This is a genomic window from Janthinobacterium sp. MP5059B (genome assembly GCF_001758645.1).
Classification (GTDB): domain Bacteria; phylum Pseudomonadota; class Gammaproteobacteria; order Burkholderiales; family Burkholderiaceae_D; genus Janthinobacterium; species Janthinobacterium lividum.
In genome coordinates this window covers 599,761-622,637 of the sequence record NZ_LRHX01000016.1, presented here as the reverse complement: position 1 = coordinate 622,637, position 22,877 = coordinate 599,761, and the positions used below count along the sequence as shown (strand labels likewise).

At 64.9% G+C, this 22,877-nt stretch carries 21 protein-coding genes; 20 read left to right on the top strand and 1 reads right to left on the bottom strand.

Features of this window, described 5'->3' with window-relative positions; genetic code table 11:
* The first annotated feature begins 383 nt into the window (after positions 1–383).
* A complete protein-coding gene (locus tag JAB1_RS19855; protein WP_070281856.1) occupies positions 384–2,918 on the top strand; it encodes a bifunctional diguanylate cyclase/phosphodiesterase in 2,535 nt (844 codons plus the stop codon).
* Here JAB1_RS19855 and JAB1_RS19850 read toward each other — a convergent pair.
* Positions 2,915–3,901 carry an endonuclease/exonuclease/phosphatase family protein gene (locus JAB1_RS19850; protein WP_070281499.1) on the bottom strand — a complete coding sequence of 329 codons (987 nt, stop codon included), beginning with the start codon at positions 3,899–3,901 and terminating at the stop codon, positions 2,915–2,917. The two genes, JAB1_RS19855 and JAB1_RS19850, sit on opposite strands and share 4 nt — an antisense overlap.
* Positions 3,902–3,938: 37 nt before the next feature.
* Here JAB1_RS19850 and ybaK point away from each other — a divergent pair, with 37 nt between their 5' ends.
* The 19 genes from ybaK (at position 3,939) to JAB1_RS19755 (ending at position 22,874) form a co-directional block, all read left to right on the top strand.
* Positions 3,939–4,430, top strand: coding sequence for a Cys-tRNA(Pro) deacylase (gene ybaK / locus JAB1_RS19845; protein WP_070281498.1), 492 nt, complete (start codon positions 3,939–3,941; stop codon positions 4,428–4,430).
* A gap of 97 nt (positions 4,431–4,527) precedes the next feature.
* Positions 4,528–5,172 (top strand): glycerol-3-phosphate 1-O-acyltransferase PlsY, encoded by a 645-nt coding sequence (plsY, locus tag JAB1_RS19840; protein ID WP_230520638.1) that lies wholly within the window; start codon positions 4,528–4,530, stop codon positions 5,170–5,172.
* 90 nt (positions 5,173–5,262) lie between these two features.
* Positions 5,263–5,928: a DsbA family oxidoreductase gene (locus JAB1_RS19835; protein WP_070281497.1), complete on the top strand. Its 666-nt coding sequence runs from the start codon at positions 5,263–5,265 to the stop codon at positions 5,926–5,928.
* A gap of 70 nt (positions 5,929–5,998) precedes the next feature.
* Complete coding sequence (locus JAB1_RS19830; RefSeq protein ID WP_070281496.1) at positions 5,999–6,289, top strand: DUF427 domain-containing protein; 291 nt, start codon at positions 5,999–6,001, stop codon at positions 6,287–6,289.
* A 37-nt stretch (positions 6,290–6,326) separates the two neighbouring features.
* Positions 6,327–7,286, top strand: a complete 960-nt coding sequence (locus tag JAB1_RS19825; protein ID WP_070281495.1) for a DUF2157 domain-containing protein — start codon at positions 6,327–6,329, stop codon at positions 7,284–7,286.
* On the top strand, positions 7,283–8,944 hold the full coding sequence (locus JAB1_RS19820) for a GDYXXLXY domain-containing protein (RefSeq protein WP_070281494.1): 1,662 nt from the start codon (positions 7,283–7,285) through the stop codon (positions 8,942–8,944). The genes JAB1_RS19825 and JAB1_RS19820 overlap by 4 nt, the downstream gene beginning before the upstream one ends.
* 41 nt (positions 8,945–8,985) lie before the next feature.
* Complete coding sequence (locus tag JAB1_RS19815; RefSeq protein ID WP_070281493.1) at positions 8,986–10,230, top strand: metal-dependent hydrolase; 1,245 nt, start codon at positions 8,986–8,988, stop codon at positions 10,228–10,230.
* A gap of 107 nt (positions 10,231–10,337) precedes the next feature.
* A complete protein-coding gene (locus JAB1_RS19810) occupies positions 10,338–12,089 on the top strand; it encodes a cation:proton antiporter (RefSeq protein WP_070281492.1) in 1,752 nt (583 codons plus the stop codon).
* A gap of 92 nt (positions 12,090–12,181) precedes the next feature.
* The gene (locus JAB1_RS19805) at positions 12,182–13,090 is read left to right on the top strand and encodes an ion transporter (protein ID WP_034779933.1); all 909 of its coding nucleotides are present in this window, start codon (positions 12,182–12,184) and stop codon (positions 13,088–13,090) included.
* Between the two features lie 49 nt (positions 13,091–13,139).
* Positions 13,140–14,120, top strand: a complete 981-nt coding sequence (locus tag JAB1_RS19800) for a 3-oxoacyl-[acyl-carrier-protein] synthase III C-terminal domain-containing protein (protein WP_070281491.1) — start codon at positions 13,140–13,142, stop codon at positions 14,118–14,120.
* 10 nt (positions 14,121–14,130) lie between these two features.
* Positions 14,131–15,168 carry an SDR family NAD(P)-dependent oxidoreductase gene (locus tag JAB1_RS19795; RefSeq protein ID WP_070281490.1) on the top strand — a complete coding sequence of 346 codons (1,038 nt, stop codon included), beginning with the start codon at positions 14,131–14,133 and terminating at the stop codon, positions 15,166–15,168.
* Positions 15,161–15,991, top strand: a complete 831-nt coding sequence (locus JAB1_RS19790) for an MBL fold metallo-hydrolase (RefSeq protein ID WP_070281489.1) — start codon at positions 15,161–15,163, stop codon at positions 15,989–15,991. Before JAB1_RS19795 ends, JAB1_RS19790 begins: the two co-directional genes overlap by 8 nt.
* The gene (locus JAB1_RS19785) at positions 15,988–17,292 is read left to right on the top strand and encodes a F390 synthetase-related protein (protein WP_070281488.1); all 1,305 of its coding nucleotides are present in this window, start codon (positions 15,988–15,990) and stop codon (positions 17,290–17,292) included. Before JAB1_RS19790 ends, JAB1_RS19785 begins: the two co-directional genes overlap by 4 nt.
* Positions 17,289–17,927: a phosphatase PAP2 family protein gene (locus JAB1_RS19780; RefSeq protein ID WP_083299827.1), complete on the top strand. Its 639-nt coding sequence runs from the start codon at positions 17,289–17,291 to the stop codon at positions 17,925–17,927. Before JAB1_RS19785 ends, JAB1_RS19780 begins: the two co-directional genes overlap by 4 nt.
* Positions 17,924–19,039, top strand: a complete 1,116-nt coding sequence (locus JAB1_RS19775) for a sterol desaturase family protein (RefSeq protein WP_083299826.1) — start codon at positions 17,924–17,926, stop codon at positions 19,037–19,039. The genes JAB1_RS19780 and JAB1_RS19775 overlap by 4 nt, the downstream gene beginning before the upstream one ends.
* Positions 19,036–20,154 carry an acyl-CoA desaturase gene (locus JAB1_RS19770; RefSeq protein ID WP_070281854.1) on the top strand — a complete coding sequence of 373 codons (1,119 nt, stop codon included), beginning with the start codon at positions 19,036–19,038 and terminating at the stop codon, positions 20,152–20,154. The genes JAB1_RS19775 and JAB1_RS19770 overlap by 4 nt, the downstream gene beginning before the upstream one ends.
* Before the next feature lie 67 nt (positions 20,155–20,221).
* Entirely contained in the window at positions 20,222–20,776 is a 555-nt protein-coding gene (locus JAB1_RS19765; RefSeq protein WP_070281486.1) for a GbsR/MarR family transcriptional regulator, read from the top strand.
* On the top strand, positions 20,773–21,414 hold the full coding sequence (locus JAB1_RS19760) for a DUF4166 domain-containing protein (RefSeq protein ID WP_070281485.1): 642 nt from the start codon (positions 20,773–20,775) through the stop codon (positions 21,412–21,414). The genes JAB1_RS19765 and JAB1_RS19760 overlap by 4 nt, the downstream gene beginning before the upstream one ends.
* Positions 21,411–22,874, top strand: a complete 1,464-nt coding sequence (locus tag JAB1_RS19755; RefSeq protein ID WP_070281484.1) for a TIGR01777 family oxidoreductase — start codon at positions 21,411–21,413, stop codon at positions 22,872–22,874. The genes JAB1_RS19760 and JAB1_RS19755 overlap by 4 nt, the downstream gene beginning before the upstream one ends.
* The last annotated feature ends 3 nt before the right edge of the window (positions 22,875–22,877 follow it).

Below are 22,877 nucleotides of genomic sequence, written 5' to 3'. Positions count from 1 at the left end.
GTCAGGAGCGGCGCAGGGGTTCGGCGCCAGGTCTCGGTGCGGACCCGGCCTGTCGCTGGCCGGGAGAATTCGGGTAGCGCATCACCGTGGCGGCCGCAGGCAGCACGCCTGCCGCTGCGGTCGTTCACGGCGATGCGCATGTTGCCACTTTAGGAAGATTCAAGTCTGGCCGCCATCGCCGTGCGACAGATTGCACAAAATCGGGGCTGGAATGCAAAAAACGGCGACCGGAACCACTGCCGGCATGCCCGCGGTGCGCGTCACGATGCTTGCGCATCCTCAAGAAGCCGATTCGCGGGCGCGCAAGAATGGTCGGGATGGTTGCGCCACCGGACAGGCCATTCGCCCGCCGGTTGCCGCGCTGCCGCGCCACGGGGGGCCTGATGTCTGATCGGATTGTCGGAGCCGCCCCGTCGCCGGGCCGTTTGCTGGCCGCTGCCGAACCACAGGCGGGGCCGGCCGGCAAGGCGCTCGATTTGCTGTCCATCATTGTTGCCGCCGTTGAACAGGCGCCCGGCCTGGCCGTGCGCGGCATCGACCGCGATGGCATCGTGCGCTACTGGAGCTTTGGCGCGGCGCGCCTGTATGGCGTGACGGCGGAGCTGGCGCTGGGCCAGCCGTGGGCCAGGGTGGCCGCTTCGCTGCCGGACGCCGCCACCGTGGCCGAGGAGGTTGCCGGTGAATTGGCGGCCGTGTGGGACAGCGGCAAGGCGCGCAGCACGCGCCTGTGGAAGCTGGATGCCGATGGGGCCGCGCCGCGCTGCATCTGTTCCACCGTGTTTCCTGTCATGCAATCCGGAAGAGTGCGGCAAGTGGTCTGCATCGATGTCGACATCACGGCCAGCGGTCAGGATGGCGCCGCGCAGGGCGCCTTGTTGCTGATGGGCGACAATTTCCGCCAGCTGTACCAGAAATCCGCCGATGCCATCCTGCTGCTGCGCGACGAGCATATCGCCGAGGCGAATCCGGCCGCCATTGCCCTGTTTCAATGTGAAGACCGGCAACGCCTGCTGGGGCGCCGCCTCAGCGACTTTTCGCCCTTGCGCCAGCCCGATGGCGAATTGTCATCGTTGAGCGGCACGCAACTGGCGGCGCAGGCCCACGCCGACGGCAATTGCCGCTTTGACTGGCGCTATCAGACGTGCAGCGGCGAGCTGTTCTGGGGCGAAGTGCTGCTCACTTCCGTCACGCTCGACCACACCTATCTGTTTTACGCCGTGATCCGCGATATTTCCTCGCGCAAATTGGCCGAGCGGGCCCTGTACCTGTCGATGCAGGTCATCGAGCATGCAAGTGTCGCCATCGTCGTGATGGACCCGCAGCAGCGGGTCGTCAGCATGAATCCCGCGTACAGCGAGATCAGCGGCTACAGCCTGGACGACATGCTGGGCAAGCCCTTCGTCCTGCACGGCGTGGAGCCGGATGCGCCGGCGTTTTTCGATCACGTGTGGGACGAGGTCGATGCGAATGGCTATTGGCAAGGCGATATCATGGACCAGCGCAAGGCGGACGGGCGCTACCCGGCCTGGCTGTCGCTGACGGCCATCCGCGACTCGCAAGGGCAATTGAGCAATTACCTGGCCATTCTCAGCGATATCAGCGAGCGCAAGAAAAACGAGGAGCACACGCGCCACCTGGCCGAGCACGATTTCCTTACCGACTTGCCGAACCGGGTGCTGCTGCTGGACCGGCTGTCGCTGGCACTGGCGGCCGCGCGGCGCAAGCTGAGCATGCTGGCCATCCTGTACCTGGATCTCGATCATTTCAAGCACATCAATGACAGCATGGGCCACCACGTGGGCGACTTGCTGCTCAAGGAAGTGGCGCGGCGCCTGGTGCGCTGCGTGCGCGGCGTCGATACGGTCAGCCGGCATGGCGGCGACGAGTTCGTCATCATCCTGGCCGAGGTGGGCGGCATCGACCAGGTGGCCCATGTGGCGTCCAGCCTGCTGCATGCCGTGACGCAGGTCTACCAGCTGGGCGAATACGAACTGCATGTGTCGACCTCGATCGGCGTGGCCATCTTTCCCAGCGATGGCGACAGCATCGATACCCTCGTGCATAACGCCGACATCGCGATGTACCATGCCAAGGAAAGCGGGCGCAACAATTTTCAGTTTTTCAATGCCGAGATGAATGCGCAAATCGTCGAGCGGGCCAGCCTGGAGCAGGGCTTGCGCGAAGCGCTGGGACGCGATGAATTCGTGCTGGAGTTCCAGCCCGCGCTCGATGTTGCCAGCGGGCAGATCGTTGGCGCCGAAGCGCTGCTGCGCTGGCGCCACCCGCAACTGGGCGTGCTGCCGCCCGAGCGCTTTATCGCCGTGGCCGAGGAATGCGGTTTGATGGTGTCGATTGGCAACTGGGTGCTGCACCACGCCTGCCTGCGCGCGCGGGCCTGGCACGATGCGGGCCATGCCTGGCACGTGGCTGTGAATCTGTCGCCGGCGCAATGCCTGCACAATAATTTATTGCTTGGCGTACAAGAGGCACTGACCGCGTCGGGTTTGCCTGCCGGCTGCCTGGAACTGGAAGTGACAGAGTCCTTGCTGATGAAGGGCGGCGCCCGCCTGGCCGGGGTGCTGGCGCAGCTGCGCGCGCTGGGCGCCAGGCTGGCCATCGATGACTTCGGCACCGGCTATTCGCGCCTGGCCAATCTGCGCCATTACCCGGTGGATAAACTCAAGATCGATCCATCGTTCCTGCCCGCCGTCGCGAACGGCGCGGCAGGCGAGTCCGATACGGTCGTCGCCGCCACCATCATCGCCATGGCGCGCGCGCTGCAATTGACGGTGATTGCCGAAGGCGTGGAAACGGCGCAGCAGCTGGCGTATCTGCGGGGGCAGGGCTGCCAGCAATACCAGGGCCGCTATGCCAGCGCGCAAGTCGAGGGCAGCGCGCTGGCGAGGTTGCTGCATTAGTGGATATTTCCCAGCAGCTTGATGCGTGCCAGCACCTGGCCATGGTCGGATGCATGCGGCAAGCCCAGCAGCAAATGGTCGTTGAGATAACCCACTTCCTGCACCACGCCGATGGCGCGCGGCGAGGCGGCGTGGAAATGTTCGGACACAAGGATGTGGTCGATCGTCATGTAGGTGCTGTCGTGGATATTCGTGTAGCCCACGTGGCGCAGGGCATCCTGGCGTAGCTGGATGGCATTGGCGTCGTACAGGCGCGCGCGCATTTCCGGCATGTCGCCATGTGGTTCGCACGGCCCGCCCGCCCCCATGACGATGGCCGTGGTGACGGCATTGGCGATGTCGTTGAAGTCGCCCAGAACGATGCGGGGGCGGCCGCTGTGGCCCAGTTCGCTTGCCAGCACGCGCAGGGCCACGGCTTCCGCGCCGCGCCGCTGCAGCGAGCGCAGGTTGGCCAGCGCGTAGGCGATGGCATCGCTGCCGTCGCCATGGCGGTAGTCGGGCCGGCGTGATTTCAAATGCACGACGACCACGTCCGTGAGTTGTCCGCCAGGCAAGATGACCTGGACGTGCAGGGGCGCGCGGGCGAAGCGGCAGGCATTGTCATCTTGGACATGGCTGTCGGCAGGCACGCTCACGCCGGCGGGGAAATTCGCCCAGGCAACACCGGCGCCAGCCAGCGGCAGGCGCGACACGAGCGCCACCGTGGGCAATATGCGTCCGGCGGCATCCATCGCATCGTAGCCGGCCAGGGTGGCTTCGCGGTAATGGCGCGTGCGCGACAGTACGTCGCGCAAGGCCGCTTGCGAGAAAATTTCCTGGAAACCGATCACGTCGGCGTCGAGCAGGTCGATCTGCCGCGCCGTCCACTCCGCCTTGGCTGCGTATTGCGCCGGGCTCAACGGTTCCAGGTTGTCATACAATTTCGCCCCGGCGGGGGCCAGGTTGCAGACATTGAATGTGGCAAAGCGGATTTCTTCCTGCATAATTAGCACTCCTCACTGAACGATCAGCGTATCACGCATGGCTAAAAAAGAGCATATTTCCGAGACCCAGGCGACGCAGTTGCTGCGCAAGCATCAAGTTTCCTTCGATGAACACCCGTATCCGTACGAGGAGCACGGCGGCACCAGCGTCTCGGCGCGCGAATTGAACGTGCCCGAGCATGCGGTGATCAAGACCCTGGTGATGCAGGATGAGGCGGCCAAGCCGATGATCGTGCTCATGCATGGCGATTGCAAGGTGTCGACCAAGAATCTGGCGCGCGCCATCGGCTGCAAGTCCGTCGAGCCGTGCAAGCCCGAGGTGGCGCAGCGCCATTCCGGCTACATGATCGGCGGCACCTCGCCGTTCGGCACGAAAAAGGCCATGCCCGTGTACGTGGAGGAATCGATCCTGGCGCTTGAACGCATCTATATCAATGGCGGGCGGCGCGGCTTCCTCGTCTCGCTGGCGCCGCAGGTGCTTGTTGATTTGTTGCAAGCCAAGCCGGTGCAGTGCGCCCTGCAGGATTAATGAAATGGACGACGGGCTGTTACCGGGCATCGGCCATGGTGTATATTCTGCTGCGCCAGCCTCGATGCTGGTGTAATAAACACAATAAAGGGAAGAAATGAATCCAGTAATCACAACCGTGGCAATGACAGTGGCCGCTTACTTGCTCGGCTCGATATCGTTTGCCGTGGTGATGAGCAAGGTCTACGGCATTGCCGATCCGCGCACCTATGGCTCGAAAAATCCGGGTGCCACCAACGTGCTGCGCAGCGGCAACAAGGGCGCCGCCATCATGACCCTGCTGGGCGATGGCGCCAAGGGCTGGCTGGCCGTGTTCCTGGCCGACCATTTTGCCACTGCGCTGGGCGTGGGCGACACGGCCGTGGCCCTGGTGGCCATCGCCGTTTTCCTCGGCCATTTGTGGCCCGTGTTCTTCCGCTTTGTCGGCGGCAAGGGCGTGGCCACGGCCCTCGGTGTGCTGCTGGGCATCAATCCATGGCTGGGCCTGGCAACCCTGGCTACCTGGCTGATCATCGCCTATGCCTTCCGCTATTCCTCGCTGGCAGCGCTGGTGGCGGCCCTGTTCGCGCCGTTTTACTATGGCTTGCTGTTCGGCGTCGATCCCATCTTGCTGTCCGTCATCGTCATGAGCGTGCTGCTGGCTTATCGCCACAGCCAGAACATCGCGAACTTGCTCTCCGGTAAGGAAAGCAAGATCGGCGGCAAGAAGGATGCGGCCAAGGCGACCGTCAAGAAGAAGTAAGCGCTTGATTTCCCGCGGCCCGCACGCATATGCTGTGCTTGCGGCGCCGCGCGGTGCGGCCGCCACCGACTCGCGCAAAGGCTGCCCACCATGAGTTCCACTCCCGCCACACCCACCCCCATCCGTATCGATTTCGTGTCCGACGTTTCCTGCCCCTGGTGCGTGGTGGGCCTGAAATCGCTGGAGCAGGCGCTGGACAAGCTGCAAGACACCGTCCAGGCCGACATCCACTTCCAGCCTTTCGAGTTGAACGCCAATATGCCGCCCGAAGGCGAGGATATCGGCGAACACATTGCCCGCAAATATGGTTCCACCCCGGAACAGATGGCGCAGTCGCGCGAAGCCATCCGCGCGCGCGGCGAGCAGCTGGGCTTTACCTTTGCCATGGACAAGCGCGGCCGCATCTACAACACCTTCGATGCGCACCGTCTGCTGCACTGGGCCGGGCTGGAAGGGCGTCAGAAGCAACTCAAGATGGCGCTGTTCGATGCCTATTTCACGCAGGGACAGGATCCATCCTCGCATGCGGTGCTGCTGGCCGTGGCCGGCAAGGTGGGGCTCGATAGCGTGAAAGCGGCCGAGGTGCTGGCATCGGACGCCTACGCGGACGAGGTGCGCGCGCAGGAACAGTTCTACCAGCAGAACGGTATCAACTCGGTGCCTGCCATCATCATCAACGAGCGCCACCTGATTTCCGGGGGGCAGCCGCCTGAAGTGTTCGAGCAAGCCTTGCGCCAGATCATCGCCGGCGCTTGAACGGGGCGCCAATGGCGCGCGCCATGGCAGACTTTTTGCGCTACACTCGGCGCAGAAGGAGGATAGTCAAATGCCAACAGCCAGCTGGAATGGCGCTGTCATCGCGCAAGCCACCGATGCGCAGGTGCAAGTCGTTGAAAACAATGTATATTTTCCTTTATCGTCGGTGACGCAGGAATACCTGCGTCCCAGCAGCCACACGAGCATCTGCCCGTGGAAGGGCACGGCCAGCTATTACGACCTCGTCGTCGGTGGCCAGACGAATGCCAACGCGGCCTGGTATTACCCCCAGCCCAAGGATGCCGCCAAGCAAATTGCCGGCCACGTCGCCTTCTGGCGTGGCGTGAGCGTCGAGCGCTGACCTGACTCCCCCAATTTCCTGACAAAGAAAGCAGACGATGGATTTACGCCTCGCCGTGTACCAACTCGCCTCGGACCATGCGCTCGATGCCCTACAAACCCGGCAGTTGCAGGAAGTGGCCGGCTTCCAGCGCGAACCCGCGCGCCTGGCCTACTGGCTGCCGCGCGGCGTGGCCGTGCTGGGCGCCGCACTGCTGGGCATGGGCTTGATCTGCTGGGTCGCCGCCAACTGGGAAGCGCTGGGCCGCATGGGCCGCTTTGCCCTGCTGCAAGGGGTGCTGGCCGCCGCCTGCGTGGGCGCCTTCGCCGTGCCCAAGGCGCGCGTGCCCTTGCTGCTGCTGGCCTTGCTGGCCATCGGCGGCCTGTTTGCGTATTTCGGCCAGACGTACCAGACGGGCGCCGACCCGTGGCAGCTGTTCGCCCTGTGGGCCGTGCTGGCCTTGCCCCTGTGCCTGGTCGCGCGCAGCGACGTGCTGTGGACGCCATGGATGCTGATACTGTCGACGGCTGCCACCCTGTGGATGCAGGCGCAGGCGCGCCACAGCTGGCGCATCGATTCGGCCGATCTGTCCATTTTCGTCAGCGGCTGGCTGGCCGTGCTGCTTGCCTGTGCGTTTGTCTCGCCCCTGCTGGCGCGCTGGACGGGCGCGGGCAGCTGGGCCTTGCGCCTGGGCCTGGTACTGGCCACCATCCTTATCACGGGCACGGGCGTCAGCGCCCTGTTCGGCAATGATATCGAGTCGCCGTACTGGGCGGGACTGGGCTTGCTGGCCGTCGCCGGCGTCCTGCTGGCCACCGGCCGGTTCTTTGATGTGTTCGGCCTGAGCGCCGTCGCGCTCGGTATCAACACCTTGCTGGTGGGAGGGCTGACGCACGTGCTGTTCAACGGCCATGGCGATGGCGTCGGCGCGCTGGCCATGCTGGGCTTGCTGGCCGCCGTGCTGCTGGCGCTGACCGTGCAGGGCATCCTGTGGCGCACGCGCCGGGAGGCGGTATGAACACTATCCATGGTCAACGAGCCGATGCGCTCGCCACCCTGATCGACGACGCCACGCGCGCCGGACTGCTGCCGCCCAACGCCACCCGTCCCGTGCAGGATGTACGGCCGTGGCCGCTGGTGCTGATGACGGCCTTCGGCGCCTGGCTGGCCGCCATTCCCCTGATGATTGCGCTGGGCGTGGGCCTGGAAAGCGTCGTGCGCCACGGACCCGGCGCGTATGTCGTCGCCGCCATCGTACTGGTGGCGGCCGTGCTGCTGATCCGCACGCGCGGCGTGGCGCTGTTCGTCGAACAGCTGGCCGTGCCATGCCTGCTGGTGGGCGGCGGCTTGCTCGGTTATGCCCTGTACCGCGACTATTCCACGCAGACGGCGTCGCTGCTGCTGTGCCTGGCATGCCTGGTGGTGGCCGCCGCCTTGCCGCGCGACTGGCTGCGGGTGCTGCTGGGGCTGGTCGCCTGCGGCTTGCTGGGGCTGGGCATCGTCGATAGCACGCGCGACTTTATTTTCGAAAACGACCCCACGCAACTGTATCTGGCCTGGATGCTGGCCCTGGCCCTGTGGCTGGGCGCCCACTGGCTGCAGAAGCAAGCCTTCAACGATGGCCGCGGCGCGTCCGTCGCCGCCTTCCTGGAGTCGCTGTCGACGGGGTGGGTCCTGGCAATCTTGCTGGGACTGGTCTTCTGGTCCGGCATGACCTTCATGCTGGGCGGCGCCTTGGGCGGTGGTTTTGCCGGCGAAGTGGCGCGCGAAGTGACCCGGCACCAGGCCGGCGCCTGGTATGCGCAAGCCTTGAATGGGGTGTCGCTCGTGCTGGCCATGGCGGCTGCCGCCTGGACGGGATGGCGCTGGCCGGCGTTGCGCCAGTTGCCCGCCATCGGCGTGGCGCTGGTGCTGGTCGTGCTGTCCTGGTTCATGCCGGCGCTGGGGCCCGTGCTGCTGATCCTCGCGTATTGCCTGACGAGCGGGCGCTCGCGCGTGGCCGTGGCGGCCGCGCTGGCCGCCGCATGGATACTCGGCAGCTTTTATTATCAGCTGGCCTGGCCGCTGGCCAGCAAGGCGGCGTTGCTGGCCGTGGCTGGCGCCGTGCTGTGCGCCCTGTCGTGGCTGGCCATGCGCGGCGCCGTGCTGCACCTGGTGGAAAGCAAACCGGCGGGCGTGGCCACCGAACACCGCGCCGCGCGCCTGGGCGTGCTGGGCGGCTTGCTGCTGGTGTTGCTGGTCGCTAATGGTGGCATCTGGCAAAAAGAGCAGCTGATTGCCAAAGGACAAGCGATCTTCGTGGCGCTGGAACCCGTCGATCCCCGCTCGCTGATGCAGGGCGACTACATGCGCCTCAATTTCGTCAACCTTGGCGTCCTGAGCACGCTGGCCAGCGTGGACCGGGCGCCTGGCCGGCCCCTCGTCGTGGCCACGCGCGATGCGCGCGGCGTGGCGGAACTGCTGCGCCCGTACACCAGGGAAGCCCTTGCGCCCGGCGAATTCCTGCTCGAGCTGACGCCGAAGGATGGGAACTGGGTGCTGGTCAGCGATGCCTGGTTCTTCAAGGAAGGCGAGGCGGCGCGCTGGGAAAAAGCCCGTTATGGCGAGTTCCGCGTGATGCCGGACGGGCGCGCCTTGCTGGTCGGCATGCGCGGGCCGGAGCTGGAAAAGCTGTAGCGCACGCGCACGCGGGGGCGGGCGTCCTGTAAAATTGCCCGATGGATAATATTACGCATTCGGTCATCGGCCTCGGGGTCGGCGAACTGGTACACCGCAGCCTGCCGCCCGAGCCGCAGGTCCCCGCCCAGCGCACCCGGCGCGCGCTGTTTTTATTTTCGGCCTGGTTTGCCAGCAACGCGCCGGACCTGGACCTGGTGCTGACCAAGCTGCTGCCGCGCCCGTTCGGCTACATGCTGCACCACCGGGGCCACACGCATACCTTGCTGCTGGCCTTGCCCCAGGCGCTGCTGTTGCTGGCCCTGTTGTGGCTGCTATGGCCCGGTGCGCGCCGGTTGCTGAAAAGCAGCGTGCCCGCCCGCATCGGCCTGGCGGCTTGCCTGTTGCTGGGATTCTGTTTGCACATGGGCATGGATTTCCTCAATTCCTATGGCTTGCACCCGTTTTACCCGTTTGACAGCCGCTGGCTGTATGGCGACATGGTCTTCATTGTCGAGCCCATGTTCTGGGTGCTGCTGGGCGTGCCCGTGATCATGTCTTTGCACTACGGCATCGTCAAAAGCGTGCTGCTGGCGGGGCTGGCGGCGGCCCTGTGTTTCTTCACCTATAAAACCTACCTGGCGCCCGCTTCGCTGGCCATGCTGCTGGGGCTGGGCGTGATCCTGGCCGTGCTGCAAGGACGGGCCGGCGAGCGGGGACGCGGACCGTTGCTGCTGGCCTTCGCGCTGGCCGCCACGTTCATCGGCACCCAGGGCGTGGCCTCGGCCCTCGGCCGCGCGCGCATCGAGGCGGCCGTGCAGCGCCTGGATCCCGGCACGCGCGTGTGGGATGTGGCGATGACGGCGTTTCCCAGCAACCCGCTGTGCTGGATCTATGTCTCGCTCGACAGCAAAACGGACATGTACACCTTGCGGCGCGGCACGCTGAGCCTGCTGCCGAAGTCGCTGGCGCCCGCCGCCTGCCCGGCGGGACTGGCCGAGACGGGCAAGCGGGGACAGCAACTGGCGCCCGGCATCGCCGTGTCCGCGCAAGCGGCGGGCAGCCTGGCCACCTTGCGCGCTTTGCAGGAAGACAATTGCTATGTCGACGCGTGGTTCCGCTTTGCCCGCATGCCCAGGTTGAATGCGGACAAGCTGACGGACGTGCGCTTCAACCCCGGCATGTTGCCGAATTTCACCACGGTTGAATTGCAGCAGTTCCGTGGCCGGCCATGCCCCGCCTATGTGCCGGGCTGGGACCGCCCCCGTGCCGACATGCTGGCGCCGCCGAAAGCGGATGGCAAGTAGCGGTTATGTTGCCTTGTGGAAAAAATATCGCGGATGCGCCTGCTGTGCCCTTGCTCAGCATGCGACAATTGTAAATTCAGCATGAATGCCATTCAATTAGGATTATCTTGGAAGAGCAACACGCCTTACCGTATTTACGGGAAACCCTGCTGTTTCTCGCCCTGGCCGGGATTTTTATTCCGTTATTGCAACGCCTGAAGGTCAACCAGGTCCTCGGTTTCCTGGCCGTCGGCGCCCTGTTCGGCCCGTTTGGCTTCGGCCTGTGGGCTGGCGAGTTCACGTGGCTGACGTATTTCTCGTTCGTTCGTGCCGAGCAGGTCAGCGGCCTGGCCGAGCTGGGCGTGATGTTTTTGATGTTCATGATCGGCCTGGAACTGTCGACGGAACGGCTGTGGGCGCTGCGGCGCTGGGTATTTGGCGCGGGCGTGGGGCAGGTAGCGGTCAGCGCCTGCCTGATCGGCGGTGTGGCGTATTACTTTGGCCTGTCGCTGGAAGCGTCCATCGTGCTGGGTCTGGTGCTGTCGCTGTCGTCGACGGCCGTGGTGATGCAGTTGCTGACCGACCAGCGCTCGCTGCAGACGCCGGCCGGCCAGGCGGGGTTTTCCATTTTGATGTTCCAGGATCTGATGGTGGTGCCGCTGTTCATCCTGATCGACGTGTTCGCCAGCGGGCGCAGCGACGACCTCGCGTATCTGCTCAGCTTTGCGGCCGTGAAATCGGCCGGCGCCATCCTGCTGATCTATCTGCTGGGCCGCCGCGTGATTCGTCCGCTGTTCCAGTTTTTCGTCAAGAAACGCCAGCCCGACGTGTTCATGGCCTTGACTCTGCTCAGCACCCTGGGCATCGCGGGATTGACCTATCTGGCGGGTTTGTCGATGGCGCTGGGCGCCTTGCTGGCCGGCCTGCTGCTGGCGGAAACGGAATTTCGCCACGAAGTGGAAGTGACGATCGAGCCCTTCAAAGGCTTGCTGATGGGCTTGTTCTTCATGTCCGTGGGCATGCAGATCGACGTGCGCGAAATCCTCAAGTCGCCGGTCCTGATTCCCCTAGCCGTGCTGAGCCTGTTTGCCTTGAAAACCCTTGTCATCAGCCTGATTTTCCGCATCGGCGGCTTTCACTGGGGGCGCGCCGTGGAAACGGGCGTGCTGCTGGGGCAGGGCGGCGAATTTGCCTTCATCGTCGTCGCGTATGCGCTCGGTACCAAGCTGATCGGACCGCAGGTGGCGCAGTTCGTCATGCTGGTGGTAGGCCTGAGCCTGTTCGCCACGCCGGCGCTGGCCAAGGCGGCGCGCGCTTTCGGCAACTGGTGGGAACAGCGCCACCACCATCAGCTGGCCGACCTGGCGCACGGCGCGCTGCCGCCGCAGGGCAACACCGTCATCATCGCCGGTTTCGGCCGGGTGGGGCAGTTGCTGGCCAAGGTGCTGACGGAACAGGATATCGCGTATGTGGCGATTGAAAACGATGCGCGCCTGGTGACGACCCTGCATCCGCGCGGTTTCCCCGTGTATTTCGGCGATGCGTCGCGCGCGGAACTGTTGCAAAAGGTCAATGCGGACCGGGCCGCCGCCGTGGTGCTGACCATGGACCATGCGGCGTCCGTGCTGCATGCCGTGAAATCGATACGCCGCGAATATCCGCAGCTGCCCGTGTATGCGCGGGCCCGTGACGAGGCGCATGCCGTGGCCCTGATACAGGCGGGCGCTACCCTGGTCGTGCCCGAGGCGCTGGAATCGGCGCTGCAGCTGACGGCCACCGTGCTGCACACGGTGGGCATCTCGGAAGCACGCACGACGGACATCGTGCAGGCCGAGCGCGACCGGCGCAATGCCGTGCTGCTGGCGAAAAAGCTGTCGTAGTGTTGTTGTAATGAAACCTGTAGCCCAACCGTGCGTGTCGCCGTGCTTTGTCAATTATCTATACAATAATAGTATATGAGCACACTACCCACATGAAAGCCGCGACGAAGAGCGGCGCGGCGCCCCTGACGCCGCAGCAACTGGCGGCGCAGGAAACGCAGCAGAAATATGGCAAGCCCGAGCGGGGCTGGCGCGAGCAGGTGTACACCGTCATTTTCGAGGCGGAAACGCGCACGGGCCGCGCCTTCGACCTGCTGCTGATCGCCGCCATCCTGATCAGCGTGACGGTGGTCGTGCTCAGCAGCGTCGCCTCCGTGGCCGAGCGCTATGGCACCTGGCTGACGGCGCTGGAATGGTTTTTCACCATTTTATTTACCATCGAATATTTCGCCCGCCTGTCGTGCCTGCAGCATCCTGTGCGCTACGCCAAGAGTTTTTTCGGCATTATCGACTTGCTGGCCATCGTGCCGACCTACATCGGCTTGCTGCTGCCGGGCGCGCACGTGCTGATCGACGTGCGCATTTTGCGCCTGCTGCGCATGTTCCGTATCCTCAAGCTCACGTCGTATGTGCATGAATACACGGTGCTGGGGCGGGCCTTGCTGGCCAGTCGGCGCAAGATTCTCATTTTCTTGTCTTTTGTCATGATGGTGGTCTTTCTGCTGGGTACTGTGATGTACGTCGTGGAAGGGCCGGAAAACGGTTTCAGCAGTATCCCCACGTCGATATACTGGGCCATCAGCACCATGACCACGGTCGGTTTCGGCGATATCACGCCGCGCACCGACATCGGGCGCACCATCGCTTCGCTGATGATGTTGCTCGGCTGGGGCATCCTGGCAGTGCCTACCGGCATTATCAGCGCGGAAATGACGGTACAGCGCAGTTCCAAGCTGGTGACCACGCGTACCTGCCCCACGTGCCTGAAAGAAGGGCTCGATGACGATGCCAATTTCTGCAAGAACTGCGGCGTCGATTTGCCGCCGCTGGCACGCGATTAGCGCATAGACCATACATCAACCGTATTTACTTTACTTTTTTAAGGCCAACATGATTCCAGTTCGCCTGATCGCGACGGGCAAGGCCGTGCCGTCGCATAGTGTGACTTCCGCAAGCCTGGACCTGACATTGGGCCATCCAGCCGGCTACACCCTGCGCAAGAGCGGCGTGCTGTCGCGCTTTGTCGCCGCGCCCGATGAATCGCAAAGCCAGCTGGGCGCCGCCGCCCTGCTCGACGCGCTGAAAAATGCCAGCCTGCGTCCGGCCGACATCGACCTGCTGATCTGCGCCAACGGCGTGCCCGAGCAGGCCTTGCCGAATACGGCCTGCTTCGTGGCCGAACATGCGGGATTGCCGCCAGGCACGCAAAGCTTCGACGTCAACGCCAGCTGCCTCAGTTTCATGGCCGCCTTCCGCGTGGCCGCCTCCATGCTGGCGGGGAGCGCCTACCGGCGCATCGCCATCGTTTCGTCCGACCTCGCCTCGCGCGGCGTCGACTGGAGCGAGCCGGAAGCGTCGATGATCTTTGGCGACGGCGCCGCCGCCGTCATCGTCGAGCGGGGCGATGGCAGCGCCGGCATCCGCGCCTACAAGATGGGCACGTATCCGGAAGGGCGGCGCTACTGCGAAATCCGCGGCGGCGGCACCGAGCGCAACCCGCGCAATGGCTGCGAACCGGGCGATTATCTGTTCCGCATGGATGGCAAGGCCGTGTTCCGCCTGGCCGTCAAGGTGATGCCGGATTTCCTGGCGGAACTAATGCTGGAATCGGGCGCGGGACTGGAAAGAGTCGACGTGGTCGTGCCGCACCAGGCCAGCCCATTGGGGCTCGCGCATGCGGCGCGCATCCTTGACGTTCCCGATGCTAAAATCATCAAGATCTTTGAAACGCACGGCAACCAGGTGGCCGCGTCCTTGCCTACCGCCCTGCACGAGGCGGTGATGACGGGGCGGGCCGTGGCAGGCCAGCGTTTGCTGATGATGGGCACGGCCGCGGGCCTGACCATCGGCGGCATGATTCTTGACCTGTAAAGGTGGTGTGATGAGGCGGATACTGGTCACGGGAGCGACGGGCGGGCTGGGGCGCAATGCCGTGCGCACCCTGCTGGCGCAGGGCGTGGAAGTGCGCGCCACGGGCCGCAACGCCGCCGTGGGCCGCGAACTGGAACGCATGGGCGCGCAATTCGTGGCGCTCGACCTGGCACAGGCATCACCGCGCCAGGTCGATGAGCTGGTGCGCGGCATGGATACCGTCTGGCACTGCGCCGCGCTGTCGTCGCCATGGGGCCCCGAGCGCGATTTCATCGCCGCCAACGTCACGGCCACGGCCCAGCTGCTGCGCGCGGCCGCCAGCCTGCACGTGGCGCGCTTCGTGCACATCTCCACGCCGGCCATCTATTTCGATTACCGCAACCGCTACGACGTGCCGGAAACCTTCCGCCCCGATGCCTTTGTCAACGCGTATGCGCGCAGCAAGGCGATGGCGGAAAAGCTGGTGCAGGACTGCGTCGACCGCCACCGCGGCATGACGTGCGTGATCCTGCGCCCGCGCGCCATCTTCGGCCCGCACGACCAGGTGCTGATTCCGCGCCTGGCGAGGGTGCTGGAACAGCGCGGCGGCAAGCTGCCGCTGCCCAATGGCGGCGCGGCTACCATCGACATCACCTATGTCGACAATGTCGTGCATGCGATGTGGCTGGCCACCGTGCACAAGACCATCGCTTCCGGCGCCGCCTTCAACATCACGAATGGCGAGCCGGCGCGCTTGTGCGACATTTTGCGCACCCTGTTCTGCGACCATCTGCAGCAGCCGTTCGAGATCGTCAGCGTGCCGTACCGCGTGCTGGCGCTGGTGGCGCGCCTGATGCAGTTCGCCTCGCGCTTCACGCGCCGCGAGCCATCGCTGACGCCCTACAGCATCGGTGCGCTCAGCTTCGACATGACGCTCGACAGCGCCAAGGCGCGCAAGGTGCTCGGCTACCGTCCCATCGTCAGCCTGCAGGACGGCATTGCCCGCACGGCGCAGTGGATGCGCCAGGAAGCGGCGGCGCACAAGGTGGGCAAGGAGCGCAATGGCTAGCATCACCGCGTTTCGCGTCGGTCACTGCACGCATCCTTCGTGCATGGTCTTGAAAGGCAGCGGGCTGGCCAGCCGCTGCTTCCCCTCGCGCGCCTACCTGATAGCGACGCGCGCGGGCCTGTACCTGTGGGACACGGGTTACGCAGAGCACTTCCGCGCCGCCACATCGAAGGGCGTGTACCGCATGTATGCGTGGGTGACGCCGATTTCCTTCGAAGAGCGTGAATCGTTGCAGGGCCAGCTGCGCGCGCATGGCGTCTCGCCCGGCGATATCCATACCTTGCTGCTGTCGCACTTCCACGCCGACCATATCGCGGGCCTGCGCGACTTTCCCGGCGCGCGGCTGATGGCCTCCAAAACGGGCTGGGACGCCGTGCGGGGACTGTCCGGCGTGGCCGCCGTGCGCCAGGCCTTCGTGCCCGAGCTGCTGCCAAACGACATCGCCGACCGCCTGGATTTCGTGGAAAGCGTGCCCGAGACGGCCTTGCCGGCCGCCCTGCTGCCATTCACGCACGGGCGCGACGTCAGCGGCACGGGCGAGATCTACATCGTCGACCTGCCCGGCCACGCTATCGGCCATCTGGGCGCCTTCGTGCTGCAGGAGAGCGGCTGGACCCTGCTGGCGTCCGACGCGGCCTGGGTGCCGGAAAGTTTCCAGCAGCTGCGCGGACCGTCCGAACTGTCGTTTATCATCCAGCACAAGCGCGCGCCGTATTACGCCACCCTGAACCGGCTGCACCAGTTGCACCAGTCGGGCAATGCGCAGATCCGCATCACGCATGAAGACACGGCGGACTATGTTCCTGTGGCGGGCCGCCTGTGAAGCGTATCTTCTGGCTGTTGCTGTCGTACTGGCGCACGCGCCGCCTGCGCTTTGCGGACCGCGCCCGGCTGGACGCCTACCAGCAGGTGCAGCTGGCCCGCTTCATCGACACGCTGTGTGCGCGCAGCCGCTATTTCGCCCCGTACCGCGGCTTGCCGCTGGCGCAGTGGCCGACGATGAACAAGGCGCTGATGCTCGAGCATTTCGACGCCATGAATACGCAAGGGGTGACTTTGGCGCAGGCGATGGCGGCAGCCATGGCGGCCGAGCAGAGCCGCGACTTTACGCCGGCCGTCGGCGACATCACGGTGGGCCTGTCGTCCGGTACCTCGTCGCGGCGCGCCGTGTTTACCGTCAGCCCCCGCGAAAAGGCCCAATGGGCGGGCGTGATGCTGGCCAAGGCGCTGCCCGACGGCCTGTTCTCCGGCGAACGGGTCGCCCTGTTCCTGCGCGCGAACAGCAATCTGTACACGGCCGTGCGCTCGCCATGGCTCACCTTTGCCTTTTACGATTTGTTCGAACCGTTCGACAGCCTGTGCGGGCAGCTGGCGCAATATCGGCCTTCCGTCATCGTCGCGCCGGCCCAGGTGCTGCGCCAGCTGGCCTTGCGCGTCATCGATGGCAGCCTGGCGCTGGCGCCGAAAAAAGTCATCTCGGTGGCCGAAGTGCTGGAAGCGCAGGACCGCGCACTGATCGTGCAGGCGTTTGGCGCCGTGCATGAAATCTACCAAGCCACCGAGGGTTTTCTCGCCAGCAGCTGCGAGCACGGCGTGCTGCACCTGAACGAAGAGTACGTGCATATCGAGCCGCAGTGGCTCGATGGAGAGCAGCGGCGCTTCGTCCCCGTGATTACGGACTTTACGCGCATCACGCAGCCCATCGTGCGCTACCGCCTGGACGACATCCTGATCGCGCGCGCCACGCCATGCCCGTGCGGCCGCGCCACGCGCGCCATCGATGGCATCGAAGGACGCTGCGACGACATGCTGTTCTTGCCATCCTTGCCGTCCGCGCATGGCGGCGAAGCTGTCGCCGTGTTTGCCGACGTGCTGACGCGGGCCTTTGCGCAAGCCTTGCCGCCCGACGCCGATTACCGCCTGGTGCAGTCGGGCGACGCATCCCTGCAATTGCATGCAGCGCTCGACGAGGCAGGACTGGCCGCCCTGCGTGCGCACCTGGCAGCGGTGCTGCAGGGCCTCGGCGTGGCCGTCGACGGCCTGGCCTGGACGACGAGCGCTGAACTGCCTCCCTTTGATCCCACCATGAAACGGCGCCGCATCCGGCGCCTTGCGACCGCATGAACCCTTCTTCCATGACCGTACGCGGCCGCCTGCTGCATTTGCTGGCCGGCTGGGGCAGCGTCGGCCTCGTGTATTTTTCCAGCGACCTGCTGCAAGGGCAGGGCGTGCTGCTGCCGGAAACGGCTATCGACCGCGCCATTCCCTATACGGACGCCGCCATCTGGCTGTACCTGTCCTTCTTCATCCTGATCCCGTACGCCTACCTGGCGGCCGATGCGGCGCGGGTGCGCTGGCTGGCGCGCGCCATGGCGCTTTCCGCCGTCATGTGCGGCGTGGTGTTCCTGCTGTATCCGACCACCCTCGCGTATCCGCCCGTCGGTGCAGGCAATGCCTGGAGCACGCAGGCGCTGCGCATGCTGCAGGCGGCGGATTCCACGCAAAACTGCCTGCCGTCGCTGCACGGCGCCCTGACGTTGCTGTGCGTGTGGGCCTTGTGCGGCAGGCGCCATCTGCTGCGCTCCGCGCTGGCCGTGGCGCTGGGCCTGGCCATCTGCTATGCCATCATCGCTCTGCGCCGGCACGTGAGCATCGATCTGGCTGCCGGCCTGGCCGTTGGCATCGCTGGCGGCATGCTGGCGAAAATGCAGGTATCCTTGGCTGCCCGCCGCGCCGTTTCCATGAAAACCGCACCATGATGAATCCATTTGCCCTGTCGTTTTTGATCATGCTGGCCTTCGTGCTGGCCGAACTGCTGATCCTGAAATGGGTGCGCAAGACCCCCGTACCGTGGAAGGACGTGATCTTCAACCTCAATTCGGGGCACATATTGATGTGGGTGTTCCGCGGCGTGGAAGTGGCGGCCTTCGCCCTGCTGCTGCGCCATGTGAACCTGCACATCGTCGACCAGTGGCCCGTGGCGGCGCAGTGGGTCTTCGCTTTTTTTGCCTGGGATTTGTGCTTTTACTGGATGCACCGGCTGCATCATAAAATCCCTTTGCTGTGGGCCGTGCACGTGGTGCACCACCAGGGCGAGCATTTCAACCTGTCGCTGGGTGTGCGCAATTCCTGGTATTCGTCGCTGACGAATTTCCCCTTCATCGCCATCCTGGCCGTGCTGGGCGTGCCGCTGGAAATCTTCCTTGTCGTCTCGTCCCTGCATTACACGGTGCAGTTCTACAACCACAATGCGCTGGTGAACAAGTCCGGCATCCTCGACAAATTCATGGTCACGCCGTCGCACCACCGCGTGCACCACGGCACCGATAAACGCTATATCAACCGCAATTTCGGCGGTACTTTGCTGCTGTGGGACAGGCTGTTCGGCAGTTTCCAGCCCGAGCTCGAGGGCGTGGAAATGCGCTATGGCGTGAAGGGCATGACACCCACGCACAACCCGCTACTGGCCAGCAACGGCAAACTGTTCAAATGGCTGCGCGCGCGTTTTCCCCACTGGCAGTCGCGCGGCACTTTCCACGTGCCCGAGCTGTTCATCGGTATCGGCGGCGTAATCCTGTTTGGCCTCGTAATTTATTACGTCAACCACGAAGCGGTGCTGGCCGGCGCGCAGCAGGCCATCCTGTTTGCGCTGATCTTTGGCGGCACCCTGGCGTTGGGCGGCCTGTCGGATGCGCGCCGCTGGGGCGCCATCGCCTGGGTTGCCATCGCCGTGGCCATGCCGCTGCTGTTCCTGGGCTGGTATGGCGCGCGCGATGCGTGGGGCATGGTCTTCCTGGCTGCGCTGCTGGCGCATGGCCTCGACGGCGCGCGCCGCCTGTGGTGGCCAGCAGCGGCGGGGACGCGCGCGTGACGCAGCCTGTACCTTCGCTGCCGCCGCTGCGCTTCCAGCCCGCCCGCGATTCCGCCTTCCGCCGCGAATTGCGCGCGCGCGCCGACGCCTACCTGGCGGACAAAGGAAGACACCGCTTCGGCGACGCGCGCCTGCATGCGAAAACCGTGTTTCTGGCCGCGCTGACGGTGGGGCTGTATGCGCTGGCCTTGAGCGCCGGCAGCACCTGGCCGTTTGCCGCCAGCTATGTGGCTTGCCTGGTCGCGGCCATGGCGCTGGCCATGAATACCCTGCACGACGCGGCCCACAGCGCCATCTTCCGCCAGGGAGCCTGGAACCGCGTGCTGATCCGCCTGGTGGGCTTGCCCGTGGGCGTGGACACGGATTTCTGGACCATCCGCCACGTGCACTTCCATCACACGTATGCCAACGTGGAAGGCTATGACCTCGACACGGAGCCGAATCCGTTTTTGCGCCAGACACCGTTCCAACGCTGGTCGCCGCAGTACCGCTACCAATACCTGTACTGGCCCGTGGTGGCGGCCCTGTCGCTGCCTTATCTGAACTGGTATGGCGACTGGCTGGACCGCTTCGGCAAGACGCCCGTGGCGGCGCACAGCCGGCTGCAGGGATGGCGTGGCTGGCTGTCGTTCCTGGGCTGGAAGCTGGGCCACGTGGCGCTGGTGCTGGCGCTGCCCATGTGGGTGCTGCAGCAGCACGGCATCGGCTGGGGCGTGGTGCTGGGCGCGTATTTCGTGGGCCAGATGATCGCCTCGTGCGCGCTGGTGGCGCTGATCCTCGGCACGCACTGGGCCGAAGTGGAGTTTTTCCAGCCGGGGCAGGATGGCACCCTGCCGCACGACTGGTACCAGCACACGTTTTATACGGCCTGCGACTGGACGCCAAGGCCGCGTGCCCTGCGCTGGCTCGGCTACTGGCTGGGCGGCTTGAATCTGCATCTGACGCACCATTTGTTCCCCACCTGGAACCACCGCCATTACCCGGCGCTGGCGCGCATCCTGGCCGAACTGGCGCCGCGCCATGGCCTCGTGTACCGCGAACTCGGTTACGGCCAGCTGCACGCCTCGCAGCAGCAATTCCTGCGCGCCATGGGCCGGCCACCGACCCATACTTGACGAATCGTGCTTGACTCAATTTCCGTTCCATCTTACATTTCTGTAACGACAGAAATAAGAGAAAATCATGGAACTGAGTCCAACCACGCAGAAATATATTCTGCACTGGGGCGAGATGGGCACCCGCTGGGGCGTCAACCGAACGGTGGCGCAAATCCACGCGCTGCTGTTCCTGGCGAATGAACCGCTGACGGCGGAAGACATCGCGGCCAGCCTGAATGTGGCCAGGTCCAACGTCAGCAACAGCCTGAAGGAATTGCAAAGCTGGGGCCTGGCGCGCATCACGCATGTGATGGGGGACCGGCGCGACCATTTCGTCGCCTTGCAGGATGTGTGGGAAATCTTCCGCGTCATCATGGAAGAGCGCAAGCGGCGCGAGATCGATCCCACCCTGACGGTGCTGCGCGAGTGCGCGATCGAGGGCGAGCACGATGCGGCCATTCCACCGGCTACTTTGGAACGCATGGGCGAAGTGCTGGCGTTTTTGGAGATGCTCAGCAGCACCTACAGCGATTATAAAAACCTGCCGCCCGCCACCCTGCAGCGCATGCTGTCGATGGGCGGCAAGGTGGCCAAGTTCCTCAGCCCGGAAGACAAACCGGGCAAGCGTGGCAAATCATGAACGGCCCCTCGGAAGGAGAACTGTTCAAGAAGGTGATGGGCGCACAGTGGCTGACCCTGCACCCGGATATCCGCCGCCGCTTCGAGAAAAATCCCGCGCCGGGCCAGCCCCTGTACTACCGGGGCGAACTCAGTGAACTCACCAGCTCGCGCCTGGGCAAGGTGCTGGGCTGGCTGACGCGCCCTTTCATCGACGGCGCGTTGATCCCGTACGACGACCACGACTTCCCCGTGGATATCGAAGTCTATTCGCGCCCCGGCTGCCCCTTCATCTTCAAGCAGCGCACCTACCGCCTGCACGGGCGCGCACCGATCCGCTTCACCTCCTACATGGCCGAAAGCGCAAAGGGCGAAGTGCTCGAATACGTGGGCATGGGCCTGGGCATGAAGCTGCTGCTGCACGTCGAGGATGGCAACCTGCATTTCACCAGTGACGGTTATTTTTGGGATCTTTTCGGCTGGCGCATGCCGCTGCCCGGCGTGCTCACGCCCGGCAAGACCTATCTGTGCCACCGCAATGACACGCCGCAGCAATTCAATATCCGCATCGAGATCCGCCACGCGCTGTTCGGCACCACGTTCACCCAGGCGGGCGTGTTCCGCGAATCCGCCGCGCCGGAAATGAAGGAGACACCATGAATACGCATTTGCTGGCCCTGCAACTGATGGCGGCGCAAGGCTGCCTGGGCGCCTTCGACACCATCTACCACCATGAAATCACGGAAGCGCTGCCGCAAAAGGCCTCCGCGCGCCTCGAATTGACCATCCATGCGACACGCGCCCTGATCTACAGCCTGCTGTTCGTGGGCCTGGCCGCCTGGGAGTGGCATGGCGCCTGGGCCTGGGTGCTGGTGATCGTCTTTGGCGTGGAAATCGTGCTGACCCTGTGGGATTTCGTGGTGGAAGACCAGACCCGCCTCTTGCCGGCCACGGAGCGGGTCACGCATACGGTGCTGGCGATCAATGCGGGCGCCTTTATCGCGCTGCTGGCGCTCAATAGCAGCGAGTGGGCCAGCTTGCCGACGGCCCTCGTGTGGCAGCCGTATGGCTGGCTCAGCGTCTTCCTGGCCCTGTGCGGCGTGGGCGTGGGCCTGTCCGGCCTGCGCGATGCGTATGCCGTGTGGCAGTTGGGCCGGCGCAAGGTGCAGGAGACGGCAGAGCAGGAGGAGCGGCTGAGCTTTGCCGCCGCGCCGCAGTCCGTGCTGGTGACGGGCGCCACGGGTTTCATCGGCCAGCAGTTGGTCAGCGCCTTGCTGGCCGACGGCCATGCAGTGACGGTGCTGACGCGCCAGCCGAAGCAGGCTGCATGGACGTTCAATGGCCAGGTGCGCTGCATCGACTCGCTGGACGCATTGCCGGATGCACAGCGCATCGACATGGTGGTCAACCTGGCCGGCGCGCGCATCGTCGGGAAGCGCTGGACGGACGCGCGCAAAGCCACTTTGCGCCGCAGCCGCGTAGCGCTGACGCAGGCCCTGGTGGCGTGGATCGCCCGCGCGCAGCATAAGCCACGGGTGCTGCTGTCGGCGTCGGCCATCGGCTATTACGGCGTGCAGCCGCAGGGCGATGCGACGCAGCTCGATGAAGACAGCGCGCCGCAAGCCATCTTCATGTCGCAGCTGTGCCAGGAATGGGAAGCGGCCGCGCGCCAGGCGGAGAGATTTGGCGTGCAGGTGGGCTGCATGCGCTTTGGCCTCGTCTTCGGCCACCAGGGTTCGCTGCCGCAGATGCTGCTGCCGATCCGCTTCGGCGTGGGCGGCCCCCTCGGCAGCGGTAAGCAGTGGGTCACGTGGGTGCATGTGCGCGACGTGATCCGCGGCATCGCCCATCTGGCGCGCCGCAGTGAGCAGGGCATGGTCAGCGGCGCGTATAACTTTTGCGCGCCGGAAGCCATCGAGCAGCGCCGCTTCGCCCAGGTGGCGTGCGCTGTGCTGCACCGCCCCAGCGTCCTGCCCACGCCGGCCTTCGTCATGCGCGCCTTGCTGGGCGAGCAGGCCGACTTGCTGGTGGAAGGCCAGCGGGTGGCGCCGCGCCGCCTGCTGGCCGAGGGATTTGCCTTCCGCTACCCACAGCTGGAAGGGGCGCTGCGCAGTTTATAAGTT